Consider the following 10,823-nt stretch of genomic DNA (forward strand, 5'->3'; position numbering starts at 1 on the left):
GAGTGCTGAGTGCTGAGTGCTGAGTGCTGAGTGCTGAGTGCTGAGTGCTGAGTGCTGAGTGCTGAGTGCTGAGTGCTGAGTGCTGAGTGCTGAGTGCTGAGTTCCGAGTGCCTGGTGCCTGGTGCAAGGTGCAAGGTGCAAGGTGCATGCGTTGGAAGATGACACTGAAGTGGCGGCTACAACGGCACGCAGTCCGCCTTCGCGGACTTCATCGGTGCGGACACGGGTGCGGCGCGTCGATGGCCATTCTCACGCATTTCGATTCCTCTTCTCCAGCGCGAGGCGGCAGATGCGGTCGCAGAGCTGGGGGAACGGGATCCCGGCGGCGGTGGCGGACTGCGGGAGGAGGCTGGTGGCCGTCATCCCCGGCAGCGTGTTCACCTCCAGGCACCAGATCCCGCCCTCGGCGTCCATGCGGAAGTCCACGCGGCTGAAGCCCTCCAGCTTCAGCGCGCGGTGCGCCCGCAGCGACAGCTCCTGGATCGCGCGCGTCTGCTCGTCCGTCAGCCCGGCGGGAAAGATCTCGTCGGCGCCGCCGTGCTGGTACTTGCTCTCGTAGTCGAAGATCTCGCCGCGCCGCGGCACGATCTCGCCCACCGCCAGCGCCTGTCCGCCCAGGATGCCGCAGGTCAGCTCGCGGCCGGGAACGAAGCGCTCCAGCATCACCTCGTCGTCGTGCCGGAAGGCCTCGGCGATGGCGCCCGCGAGCTGCCCCGGCTCCTTCACCACCGTGAGCCCCACCGTGGAGCCCTGCTTGTTCGGCTTCACCACCACGGGCCACCCCAGCGCCGCCTCGACCTCCGCCGCATCCGCGGGCGCCATCCGCCACTCGGGCGTGGGAATGCCGGCGGCGCGGAAGAGGCGCTTGGACACGTCCTTGTCCATGGCCGTGGCGCTGGCCCCGTGCCCGCTCCCCACGTAGGGGATGCCGGTGAGGTCGAGGAGCGCCTGAATCGTGCCGTCCTCGCCCGTGCCGCCGTGCAGGACCAGGAAGACGACGTCGATGTCGCGCAGGTCGGCGCCGGCCAGCAGCGACCCCGCCGAGCCCGCGCGGATCATGGCCAGCTCGTCCTGCCCGGGCGGAGCGGGCGCCACGCCGGCGGTCAGCAGCCGCTGCTCCTCGGCCGGGCTCAGCGCCCCGCGCGCGGTGTCGATGGCAACGACGTCGTGCCCGCCCGTGCGCAGCGCCGAAACCACCTGCGCCCCGCTCGCGATGGAGACGTCGCGCTCCGCGCTGGTGCCACCGAAAAGGACTGCGACGCGCATGGTTTCGAAGTGCGTGAGTGCGTGAGTGCGTGAGTGCGTGAGTGCGTTAGTGCGTTAGTGCGTTAGTGCGTTAGTGCGTCGGTGGATCGCGGTGGAGATGGTGCGATACGTGTGGGCCGAAAATGCGACTGAAGTCGCGGCGTCGCGGCTACAACGGCACGCAGTCCGCCTGCGCGGACTCCATCGGTGCGGACGAAGGTTCGGTGCGCGTCACCCGCATCGCACCGGCCGCACGAGCGCATCCGCGCCGCGCGAGTGATGGCCCAGCTACCTCTCCCGGTACGGGAGAGGTGGACGGCCTAGGCCGGCCGGAGAGGGCGCGAGGCCGAGGGCGCGCCCCGCCATCTGGCACTCAGCACTCAGCACTCAGCACTCAGCACTCAGCACTCAGCACTCCCGCACTCCCGCACTTCCGTCACCCCCGCTCCAGATACCGCTCCCGCTCCCAGCTCGTCACCACCGCGTCGTACGTCTCCTGCTCGACCCGGGCGGTGTTGGCGTAGTGCTGCACCACGTCGTCGCCGAAGATCTCGCGGGCGACGGTGCTCTGCTCCAGCAGCTGGGCCGCCTCCCAGAGCGCGCGGGGGATGCGGGGAACGCCGGTGGCCGCATAGCCGTTGCCGTGGAACTGCTCCGGCGGCTCGAGGCGGTGCTCGATGCCGTACAGCCCCGCGCCCAGGATGGCCGCGTACGACAGGTACGGGTTCGCGTCGCCGCCCGGCAGCCGGTTCTCCACGCGCAGCGAGGGGCCGCTTCCCACCACGCGGAAGCCGCAGGTGCGGTTGTCGCGGCCCCACACCACGTTCACCGGCGCCCAGCTGGCCACCGCGTAGCGCTTGTAGCTGTTCACGAACGGGGCGATGAAGAACGCCAGCTCGCGCGCGGCGTGCATCATCCCGCCCAGAAACCAGCGCATGGTGTCGCTCATCCCGTACGGCTCGGCGCCCTCGTGGTGGAACACGTTGCGGCGGCCGTCGGCGTCCCACACGCTCACGTGCACGTGGGCGCTGTTGCCGGTCCAGCGGTGGTCGGGCTTGGCCATGAAGGTTACGGCGTTCCCGCTCTGCCACGCCATCTCCTTCACCCCGTGCTTGAACAGCGCGTGCCGGTCGGCGGCCTCCAGCGCGTCGGCGTAGTGGATGTTCACCTCGTGCTGCCCCGGCGCCGCCTCGCCCTTGCTGAACTCGATGGGCACGCCCGCCGCCGTCATCTCGTTGCGGAAGCGGCGGTACAGCGGCTCGGCCTTGGTGGCCTGCAGCAGGTGGTAGTCCTCGTTGTACCAGCCGAACGGGGTCAGGTTGTGGAAGCCCTTCTCGGCCGCCTGCTCGTACGTCTCCTTCAGGACGTAGAACTCCAGCTCGCTCGCCATCTTCGGCGCCAGGCCGAGCCCCGACGCGCGCTCGATCTGCCGCTTCAGGATGCCGCGCGGGGCGATGGGGATGAGCGCGCCGCTCTCCTCGTCCTTCGCGTCGGCCAGCACCAGCGCGGTCTTCTCCAGCCAGGGGATGACGCGCAGCGTGCTCCAGTCGGGGTCGGCCAGCCAGTCGCCATAGCCGGTTTCCCAGTTGGTCAGCCGGTACCCGGACGGGGTGGTCATCTCCATGTCCGTGCCCAGCAGGTACGTGCAGAAGTGCGTGCCGTGGTGCGCGTTCTCCAGGAAGAACGAGCCGGTCACGCGCTTGCCCATCAGCCGCCCCTGCATGTCGGTGATGGCGACGATCACGGTGTCGACGGCGCCGGAGCGGATGGCGCGCTCCAGCTCGTCGGGGGTGATGCGCCCGGGACCCACGCCTGCACCCGTCTCGCTCATCGCGCCTCGGGAGATGGGGACGATCGCGTTGAACCGCGGTGGAAGATGACGATGGAACCGCGCGCCCCCCGTTGCAAGAAGCGGCCCCTCGCCGGGATGGGGCGGGGGGCCGCTTTCGTGGCAGTGATGGCGATCATCGGAAGAGCGTGTCCAGCCGTTCCGATCCCTCGTAGTTCGGGTTCAACACGTGAAGCCCGTGGGCTCGGGCAGCCGCATACAGCCCCTGATCGGAGGTGACGAACACGAGCGGAGCATACGCGCCGTTCGCGAGTCCCACCGCGGTCGCGAGGTGGATGGCGTCGCCGGCTCCGATCTCGTGCTGCGGGTGCGACCGCAGTTCCGCGATCCCCGCCTGCACGATCGCATCGTCCGCATCGACGATGGTGAACGCACCGCTCCGGTAGGCGCGCTGGAATGCGTCGACGGTTCGCGGCACCTCGCGCAACGCCGCATTTCGGCCCAGGGGGTTCCCGAACTCGCGCGCCGCCTTCGCGATCGCGGAGACGACCTCGATTTCGATGAAGCTTGAAACGACCAGGCCGCCCCAGCGTCTGGAACGGCCCATGATCTCCTTCATCCGCTGGCTGCTGCGGCCCTCGGGCAGGTAGCGCTTGGCGAGGGCACATGCATCAATGAACAGGGACATGCGGCACCCGATCGGCTTTGGACCGCGGCAGCAACCGCCGGAGCGCGCGGCGGATGCCCAGCAGCAGCGCCGCGCGCCGGGAAGGCAGCGTGTACTCTGGCTCGGGGAAGTCGTCCCGCGTGGCGGGAGTGATCTTGTACCCGGCTGCGCGGGCCCGCGCGATCCAATCGGGCTCGGAACGATGATCGGACATTCGCTCACGCTCCTTCGACAGATGTGTAGATTGGAAATGTACGGAACGGGGCGCGCACCCTGTACACAAGCATTCATCGGACCAGAAGATTCGTCAAGCCGTGGCGAAGGGCCTCACCCGTTCACCGTAATCATTTCCAGAATGTCCAGCGCTGTTCGTGCGTAGCGAAGTGATGGCACCACTCGCCGTTATCGACGGGAGCGAGCGTCGGTGGCACTTTCGGATGCGCCAGAAAGCCGCCACCGCTGCTCCGTAATCTTTCCACCCATGCTCGTCCCGCACTCCCGCACTCTCGCACTTTCTTCACCCGCGATCCTTCCTCCGCCGTCCGATCCGCGTCCACACCGCGCGCAGCTTGCGCAGGACGTTCTCCATCTGCGTGTTCAGCGAGCGCAGGTCGTCGAGCGCCTGGCCCACCAGGCGCTGCTGCACGGCCAGCTGCTCGCGCACCGACTCCTCCAGCCGCTCGATCCGCTGGCGGTCGGCCACGGCCTGCTCGTACACGCGCTCCAGCCGCTTGCGGTCCTCGGCGGTGAAGCCGCCGTCTCCCTGCGGGGCCGCGGCGGCCGCGGGCGCGGGGCCGGCGTGGGCGTCGCCGCGCCACACCGGGAGCTTGTCGACCACCTTGGACAGCAGCTGCACCAGTCCGTAGGCCAGCAGCGCCAGCCCCACCGTGTTCAGCGGGTCCATCTCGCCCTCGCCGCCGCGCGGGAGGGCAATCCCCGCGTCCGGCACCTCGGCCACGGCGGCGGTGTCGGAGTGCTGCAGCAGCATCGCCCCGAGCCCCGCCCCCAGGACGATGCCTCCTCGAATCGGGGAATCCATCTCGCACCTCCGCGCGCAAACGGTCCCGCCCCGCGCGGAGCTTCCGCGCACGACGATCTCCCGACGCCGGGGTTCGGCGCCGGTTCACGGGTCCTGCCGCCGGGGCATGGCCCGGCCGCCGTTCGGATTTGCGGGTTGTAGCGCAGCGGATGGAGGGGTGTCCGCCGCGGCAGAGAGAGCGTTGCCTCAGCTGGCGCGCTGGTACGCCGCCACGCTGAGGTCGTAGATGGCGCCGCAGCCGCGGCGCTGGCACTGGTACGTGCCCACGCGCGCGCCGGCCGGCTGCCCGTCCAGCGCGTGCACCATCACCTGCGTAACCCGCATCGCCGGCCGCGCGCCGCAGCGCGGGCACGCCGCCGCGGGACGAAGCAGCCGCCCCTCCGGCTCCGCCGCGTCGGCCTGCCGCGCGGCGGAGGGTGGGATGAACCCGGGCGCGAGCCGGCGGACGCGGCGCACCACCGGCTCGCTCGGGGGATCGGGAACGACCTCTGGATCACGTGCCTGCATGGCTGACCTCCGTTGGTAGGAAAGGGGACCGCCGTGCGTTCCAGATACGAAACGCATTGACACCTGTGTTATACTGCTTTAACACTTATAACAATCTCACCACTGGTGAGGAAATTGTCAACCACCGGGGGAAACAGACGAGGGGTGATGAAAACCGAGGAACGGCGGGCGGTTGGCCATCGGATCCGCATCGTGCGGGAGCGGAACGGATGGAGACGCGACGAGCTGGCGCGGCGCTTGGGCGTGCACGCGGGCTCGATCGCGCGCTGGGAAACGGGGGGCGCGATGCCGCACGGTTACACGGTGCAGCGCATCGCCGAGCTGGGGGGCACCACGGCCGAGTGGGTGCGCACCGGCCACGGCCGTGCCGCCGCCCCACGTGAGGCGGAGGCGGGAGATACCCCCTTCCCCTCGCCGGACGCGATCTCCCGCTTCCTTGGAGCCATTGCCCCGCCTGGCGGAGAGAAGCTCCGCAAGCTCGACGCGCTCGACGGGCTGCGGCGGATGCTCACCGCGCGTAGCACGCTGCCCGATTGGTGGTATCAGCTGAAAGAGGCGGTGGAGCGGGGCAAGCTCTGAGCGTGGCGCGCCCCGGACGGCGAACATTCCGGTGCCTGGGGTTGACGGCCGAGAGCGGGCGACTTACATTTTCAGCCGGATTGAGTTGCAAACCTTGGGACGCGTTGAAGTCCTGCCTGGCGAAGCGCCGGGTGGGGCTTTTTGCGTTTCGAGATTCGCGGCGGGGGTCGGCGGACGGCCTGTACGGCGTTCGTGGTGGAGGGCGGCCCCCGCCGCCACCCGGTTCTTTTCCCTCAGGGAACGCAGCAGCCCCCGGGGGTGATTCGCCATGTCTGGATGTGACGATTTTATTTCGTGTAAGGGACTGTTGGGTGTGCATAGAACGTTTCGGCGCATCGGTCCTATCACATGGACAGAGCAGAGATCTTCATCCGTTTATGAGATTTGAAGATGCGACAAAATGCACATACAAGTTGGCGGAACAAGGGAGGGCTGGACGTGTTTCAGAGGATGTGGAGATGATCGGGCCGGAGGCCGTGGCCCACAGGCCGCCGGCGAGCGTGAACGGGGCGAGCGGAGACGAAGGATGTCGAGCGACGCCAGAGTGATAGCGTCGGCCGCTCGCCTGGTGGCGGCTGCCCGCGGTGCCGTGGACGACTATGCCGGCCTGGGCGCGCCCGCCACGCCGGACCAGGTGCGGGCGCTGCTGGCGGCCACCGGCTGCCACGTGGAGATCTTCACCTTCCGCTCCGACGCGGTGGGGATGACGCTCCCGCTGTGCCACGGCGTGCACCCGGTGCTGGTGAACGGCTGCATCCTCGGCGTGGACCGCTTCCTGGCGCTCCGCCACCAGGTGGCGCACGTCCTGGCCGGCGAGGCCGGCGGCTCCGTCTGCCTGGCGGACGAGGGATACGGCCGCCCCGCCGAGCGCCTGGCCGACCTCTTCGCGCTGGCCGACGCGGTGCCGGGGTGGTGGATCGCGCGCACGCTCCGCCAGCTGGGCTCGTGGCGCGCGGTGCACGACGCCGTGGCGCGGTGCGTTGCCGGCCTCGCCACCGTCTGGCCCCCCGAGCGCACCGCCGACCGCGCCGCCCTGCGCCTGCGCCTCTTCCGCGAAACCGGCATCTGAGCCCGTCGTCCCCAAGTCGATGTCCCCGGCCGGCGTCATCGTGACCGCGTCCACATCATAACCTCGGACCATGCAATTGGTTGCAGGCCGAAGGATCGATGATCGCGGCGAAGCCGGTAACGGATTCGCATCGGATGAAAACAACGAGGCGCGGAGAAATCACCAGCAACGGTGAGCTCTCCGCGCCTCCGCGTCTCCGCGTGAGTCCCGGGGGGGATTGGGGATTGCATCGCCGGCCGGGGAAGGCGGCGATATAATCTCCCGCCATTCCCATCTCCCGAATTCCCCCGACCGACTCCGGGTCCGCAGATGACGAGACTTCGCGCGCTTCCGCTCGCCCTTGCCCTGCTCGCGCTCGCCCCCGGGCCGCGCGCCGCCGCCGCTCAGGATGCGCAGCTGACGGTCACCTCGCGCCCCGCCACCGGCGGCAATCCGCCCGCGTTCAGGACCATCCGCGAGGCGGACCTGCGGCGCGAGCTGGCCACGATGGCGTCGGACACCTTCCGCGGTCGCGAGGCGGGAACGCTGGACGAGCTGCGCGCCTCCGCCTGGCTGGCCGAGCGCGCCCGCGCCGCCGGCCTGCAGCCCGCCGGCGACGACGGCAGCTGGTTCCAGTTCTGGCCCATGCGCCGCGTGCGCGTGGCCAACACCAGCCGCATCGAGGTGGGCGGGCGCGCGCTCCCCCTCTGGCGCGAGGCCACGCTCGTCTCGCCCACCGACGCCACCGTGGATGCGCCGGTGGTGTGGGTCGGCACCGCGGACAGTGCCGCGCTCGCGGCGATGGACCTGCGCGGCAAGGCCGTCGCGGCGATGGTCACGCCGCCGCGCGTGCTGCCGCCGCGCTGGGTGAGCCTCCGGGAGTGGCGCTACACCTGGGGCGCGCTGCGCGAGCGGGCGGCGCTGATCCAGGCGCGCGGCGCGGCGGCCGTGCTGCTGGTGTCGGACTCCATCTCCAACGCGCAGTTCGACATCCTTTCCTCGTACAACAACCGCGGGACGTACGGGCTGGACTCGGCGGGGGTGGAGGCGCCGCGGCCGTCGCGCGCGCCGGTCATCTGGCTGCGCGCGGGGATGCAGGGGGCGATGCGGCAGCCGGGGCAGCGCCTCTTGGCCCGCATCACCACCGAGTCGTTCATCTACCCGTCGGTGAACGTGGTGGCGAAGGTGCCGGGGACGGACGACTCGCTCCGCGGCGAGTACGTGCTGTATAGCGGGCACCAGGACCACGACGGCGTGCGCTTTCCCATCTCCGGCGACTCGATCTGGAACGGCGCGGACGACAACGCCACGATCAGCGTGGCGATGCTGGCGATCGGCCGCGCCTTCGTGCGCCACCCGGGGCGGCGGACGGCGCTCTTCGTGTGGCACGGCGCGGAGGAGCGCGGGCTGATCGGGTCGCGCTGGTACTCCGCGCACCCCACGGTGCCGAAGGAGGCGATCGTGGCGGTGCTGAACGCCGACATGATCGGCCGCAACGCGCCGGACAGCGCCGCGCTGCTGGGCGTGGAGCCGCCGCACCGCAACAGCCGCGCGCTGGTGGACATGGCGCTGGAGGCCAACCGCCGCTTCACCTCGTTCGCGCTGGACACCACCTGGGACCGGCCCGCGCACCCCGAGGGGTGGTACTTCCGCAGCGACCACCTGCCGTACGCGCGCGCCGGGATCCCGGCCATCATGTTCACCACGCTGCTGCACCCGGACTACCACACCCCGCGCGACGAGGCGGAGCGGATCGACTACGCCAAGCTCACCCGCATGACGCGGTGGATGTACGCCACCGGATGGATGGTCGCCAACACCGTCGAGCGCCCGGCGGTGGACCCGGACTTCAAGCTGGAACGGTGAGCGCGGGGTAAGGTGTTTCGCCGGTGGCGGAATCGGATCGGGCGTGCTGGAAAGCGGGTTTGAGCCACTTGCGCGGCGGAAGCGGTTGCGTAATCTTCGTCCACCACGGAGAGCGAAGGCACTCCGTGATTACCTGATCGGCGGACGGCCGGCGCGGACAGCCAGGAGCGTGGAACCATGCTGCGGACCAGCCCAAAGGTGCACACGACCAGCTTTCTCCGGGGCTTCGCGCGGGCGCTGGACCTGCGCGGCGCCGTGGCCCCGCCGTACGCGCGTCCACGCGCCTCCGCCGGCCGCCGGAGCGACCGGGCCGCGGTCGCCCACGACTGGCGGATGGTCTGGACCGATCTCGACAACGCATTCTCCCACGTCAAGCTGCAAGGCACCGCAACCGGTGACGGCCATGGGACGAAAGCACAGGAGCGGTAAGGCCGGAACGCTTCCGGCGGCACGAGAGCACGACATACGGGAGGGACGCGAGCTGCAACCGCGTCCCTCTTCTGCTTCCATCGCCATTCCCACCATCACCCAGCAATCGTTCGAGCTCCGCAAGGGTCCCATTCCGGACGCCGACGAGCTGGTGCGGTACGGCCACGCGCACCCGGAGGCGCCGGAGATCATCCTGGACGAGTTCACCCGCCAGGCGGCCCACCGCCGGAAGCTGGAGCGCCGCGACCAGAGCCTGGACCGGCGGGCGCTGGAGGCATCGATCACGAGCGAGCGCATGGGCGTGATCTGCGCCCTGCTGATCGCCCTCGTCGGGTTCGGATGCGCGACGTTTCTCGTCACCACCGGGCACGGGGTGGAGGGCACGGTGATCTTCGGACTGGACGTGGGCGCCCTCGTCTCGGCATTCATTCTGGGACGGCCCCGGGCCGTGCAGCCGAAACCCGTGGAGTAGGCCTGCCGTTCTTCATCCATGTTTGCGGCGCCGCCACTCGCGGCCGGCACCTTTTCGCGCTTCCCTCCTCACCCGCTCCCGGAGGCTTTCCATGACCGACACCGCCGCACCCTCCACATCCATCGAAGCCGAGGTGGCGCCGCTGGTGCGGGCGCTGCAGGACGCCTGGAACGCGGGCGACGGAGCCGCGTTCTCGGCGCCGCTCACCGACGACGCGGACTTCGTGAACGTCTACGGGATGCACGCGCGCGGCCGCGAGTCCATCGCCGCCGGGCACGAGCACATCTTCCGCACGGTGTACGCGGGAAGCCGGGTGGAGTACCGCGTCGAGTCGGCGCGGCGGCTGCGCGACGACGTGGCGCTGGTCCATCTCCATGCGCGGTTGTCCGTGCCCGCCGGGCCGATGGCGGGTGTGCGCGAGGCCCTTCCCAGCCTGGTGCTCACGCGCGAGGGCGGCGGCCCGTGGCGGATCGCGGCGTTCCACAACACCTTCATCCAGCAACCCGGCCACGCCGCCCCCAACCAGGAGCCCTGATGTCGAACCCCGCGCCCGACCGGCTGATCATGACCACCACGATGAACGTGGAGGGCTACCGCATCCGCGAGTACCTGGGGCTGGTGCGCGGCGTGGTGGTGCGCGCGCCCACCTTCTCGCAGGGGCTGATCGGCGGGCTGAAGACCATCGTGGGCGGGCAGATCCGCGAGTTCACGGAGATGTGCGAGCAGACGCGGCAGCAGGCCACCGCCGAGCTGGCCCGGCACGCCCGCCAGCTGGGCGGCAACGGGGTGATCGGCATCGGCTACGACGCGTCGGAGATCGGCCAGTCGGCCACCGAGGTGCTGTGCTACGGCACGGCGGTGATGCTGGAGCGCATCTCGGAGTGATCGGCGGCGCGCCCTTTGCGCGCGGGCGCGGAGGATGGTAGGTTGTGCGGCGATTTTCCGATTTCAGCAACGACCGAACGACCCGATACACGCCGAGGAGCTGCAGATGTCGCACGGGGAGTACACGCGCGAGGATTCGCGGGCGGACCGCGCCGCCGCCTACCTGGGCCTGGCCGCGGGGCTCGGGTGGATCCTGATCGTCGGGGCGATCTCGTACTTCATCGCGGTCCGCCAGGGCTGACGCGGCCGGCGGCGTGACGCGAAAAACGAGATCGGGGTGGCCGGCATCTGCCGGCC

General features: G+C 70.1%; 14 protein-coding genes. 8 read left to right on the forward strand and 6 right to left on the reverse strand.

The genetic code is table 11. The annotated features are described in order from the left end of the window. Window positions 1–249 precede the first annotated feature (249 nt). From VLK66_RS02755 to VLK66_RS02780, 6 genes are all read right to left on the reverse strand, one after another. A complete protein-coding gene (locus VLK66_RS02755) occupies window positions 250–1,266 on the reverse strand; it encodes a D-alanine--D-alanine ligase (protein ID WP_325307705.1) in 1,017 nt (338 codons plus the stop codon). Window positions 1,267–1,681: 415 nt separating this feature from the next. Continuing rightward, window positions 1,682–3,076 carry a glutamine synthetase family protein gene (locus VLK66_RS02760; protein WP_325307707.1) on the reverse strand — a complete coding sequence of 465 codons (1,395 nt, stop codon included), beginning with the start codon at window positions 3,074–3,076 and terminating at the stop codon, window positions 1,682–1,684. Window positions 3,077–3,209: 133 nt separating this feature from the next. Then, complete coding sequence (locus VLK66_RS02765; protein ID WP_325307709.1) at window positions 3,210–3,722, reverse strand: type II toxin-antitoxin system VapC family toxin; 513 nt, start codon at window positions 3,720–3,722, stop codon at window positions 3,210–3,212. Then, the gene (locus tag VLK66_RS02770; RefSeq protein WP_325307711.1) at window positions 3,706–3,915 is read right to left on the reverse strand and encodes a hypothetical protein; all 210 of its coding nucleotides are present in this window, start codon (window positions 3,913–3,915) and stop codon (window positions 3,706–3,708) included. Before VLK66_RS02770 ends, VLK66_RS02765 begins: the two co-directional genes overlap by 17 nt. Before the next feature lie 303 nt (window positions 3,916–4,218). Continuing rightward, a complete protein-coding gene (locus tag VLK66_RS02775; protein WP_325307713.1) occupies window positions 4,219–4,740 on the reverse strand; it encodes a hypothetical protein in 522 nt (173 codons plus the stop codon). Between the two features lie 186 nt (window positions 4,741–4,926). After that, window positions 4,927–5,247 carry a hypothetical protein gene (locus VLK66_RS02780; RefSeq protein WP_325307715.1) on the reverse strand — a complete coding sequence of 107 codons (321 nt, stop codon included), beginning with the start codon at window positions 5,245–5,247 and terminating at the stop codon, window positions 4,927–4,929. A gap of 147 nt (window positions 5,248–5,394) precedes the next feature. Here VLK66_RS02780 and VLK66_RS02785 point away from each other — a divergent pair, with 147 nt between their 5' ends. From VLK66_RS02785 to VLK66_RS02820, 8 genes are all read left to right on the forward strand, one after another. Further along, window positions 5,395–5,826 carry a helix-turn-helix transcriptional regulator gene (locus VLK66_RS02785; protein WP_325307717.1) on the forward strand — a complete coding sequence of 144 codons (432 nt, stop codon included), beginning with the start codon at window positions 5,395–5,397 and terminating at the stop codon, window positions 5,824–5,826. Between the two features lie 526 nt (window positions 5,827–6,352). Continuing rightward, window positions 6,353–6,895 carry a hypothetical protein gene (locus VLK66_RS02790; RefSeq protein ID WP_325307720.1) on the forward strand — a complete coding sequence of 181 codons (543 nt, stop codon included), beginning with the start codon at window positions 6,353–6,355 and terminating at the stop codon, window positions 6,893–6,895. Window positions 6,896–7,204: 309 nt separating this feature from the next. Further along, the gene (locus VLK66_RS02795; protein WP_325307721.1) at window positions 7,205–8,740 is read left to right on the forward strand and encodes a M28 family peptidase; all 1,536 of its coding nucleotides are present in this window, start codon (window positions 7,205–7,207) and stop codon (window positions 8,738–8,740) included. 177 nt (window positions 8,741–8,917) lie between these two features. Beyond that, window positions 8,918–9,169, forward strand: a complete 252-nt coding sequence (locus tag VLK66_RS02800; protein WP_325307723.1) for a hypothetical protein — start codon at window positions 8,918–8,920, stop codon at window positions 9,167–9,169. Next, complete coding sequence (locus tag VLK66_RS02805; RefSeq protein WP_325307725.1) at window positions 9,144–9,641, forward strand: DUF2335 domain-containing protein; 498 nt, start codon at window positions 9,144–9,146, stop codon at window positions 9,639–9,641. Before VLK66_RS02800 ends, VLK66_RS02805 begins: the two co-directional genes overlap by 26 nt. A 91-nt stretch (window positions 9,642–9,732) precedes the next feature. After that, the gene (locus VLK66_RS02810) at window positions 9,733–10,176 is read left to right on the forward strand and encodes an SgcJ/EcaC family oxidoreductase (RefSeq protein ID WP_325307726.1); all 444 of its coding nucleotides are present in this window, start codon (window positions 9,733–9,735) and stop codon (window positions 10,174–10,176) included. Next, window positions 10,176–10,526 carry a YbjQ family protein gene (locus VLK66_RS02815; protein ID WP_325307727.1) on the forward strand — a complete coding sequence of 117 codons (351 nt, stop codon included), beginning with the start codon at window positions 10,176–10,178 and terminating at the stop codon, window positions 10,524–10,526. Before VLK66_RS02810 ends, VLK66_RS02815 begins: the two co-directional genes overlap by 1 nt. Before the next feature lie 106 nt (window positions 10,527–10,632). Further along, window positions 10,633–10,767, forward strand: a complete 135-nt coding sequence (locus tag VLK66_RS02820; protein WP_325307729.1) for a hypothetical protein — start codon at window positions 10,633–10,635, stop codon at window positions 10,765–10,767. The last annotated feature ends 56 nt before the right edge of the window (window positions 10,768–10,823 follow it).

Source organism: Longimicrobium sp., assembly GCF_035474595.1.
In the GTDB taxonomy this organism is placed as follows: Bacteria; Gemmatimonadota; Gemmatimonadetes; order Longimicrobiales; family Longimicrobiaceae; genus Longimicrobium.

Bases quoted from the DNA above. Each gene is read 5' to 3' on its own strand.
- VLK66_RS02765 (WP_325307709.1), bottom strand. From the start codon at position 3,722: ATGTCCCTGTTCATTGATGCATGTGCCCTCGCCAAGCGCTACCTGCCC.
- VLK66_RS02785 (WP_325307717.1), top strand. From the start codon at position 5,395: ATGAAAACCGAGGAACGGCGGGCGGTTGGCCATCGGATCCGCATCGTG.
- VLK66_RS02760 (WP_325307707.1), bottom strand. From the start codon at position 3,076: ATGAGCGAGACGGGTGCAGGCGTGGGTCCCGGGCGCATCACCCCCGAC.
- VLK66_RS02790 (WP_325307720.1), top strand. From the start codon at position 6,353: ATGTCGAGCGACGCCAGAGTGATAGCGTCGGCCGCTCGCCTGGTGGCG.
- VLK66_RS02810 (WP_325307726.1), top strand. From the start codon at position 9,733: ATGACCGACACCGCCGCACCCTCCACATCCATCGAAGCCGAGGTGGCG.
- VLK66_RS02780 (WP_325307715.1), bottom strand. From the start codon at position 5,247: ATGCAGGCACGTGATCCAGAGGTCGTTCCCGATCCCCCGAGCGAGCCG.
- VLK66_RS02820 (WP_325307729.1), top strand. From the start codon at position 10,633: ATGTCGCACGGGGAGTACACGCGCGAGGATTCGCGGGCGGACCGCGCC.
- VLK66_RS02775 (WP_325307713.1), bottom strand. From the start codon at position 4,740: ATGGATTCCCCGATTCGAGGAGGCATCGTCCTGGGGGCGGGGCTCGGG.
- VLK66_RS02755 (WP_325307705.1), bottom strand. From the start codon at position 1,266: ATGCGCGTCGCAGTCCTTTTCGGTGGCACCAGCGCGGAGCGCGACGTC.
- VLK66_RS02800 (WP_325307723.1), top strand. From the start codon at position 8,918: ATGCTGCGGACCAGCCCAAAGGTGCACACGACCAGCTTTCTCCGGGGC.
- VLK66_RS02805 (WP_325307725.1), top strand. From the start codon at position 9,144: ATGGGACGAAAGCACAGGAGCGGTAAGGCCGGAACGCTTCCGGCGGCA.
- VLK66_RS02770 (WP_325307711.1), bottom strand. From the start codon at position 3,915: ATGTCCGATCATCGTTCCGAGCCCGATTGGATCGCGCGGGCCCGCGCA.
- VLK66_RS02795 (WP_325307721.1), top strand. From the start codon at position 7,205: ATGACGAGACTTCGCGCGCTTCCGCTCGCCCTTGCCCTGCTCGCGCTC.
- VLK66_RS02815 (WP_325307727.1), top strand. From the start codon at position 10,176: ATGTCGAACCCCGCGCCCGACCGGCTGATCATGACCACCACGATGAAC.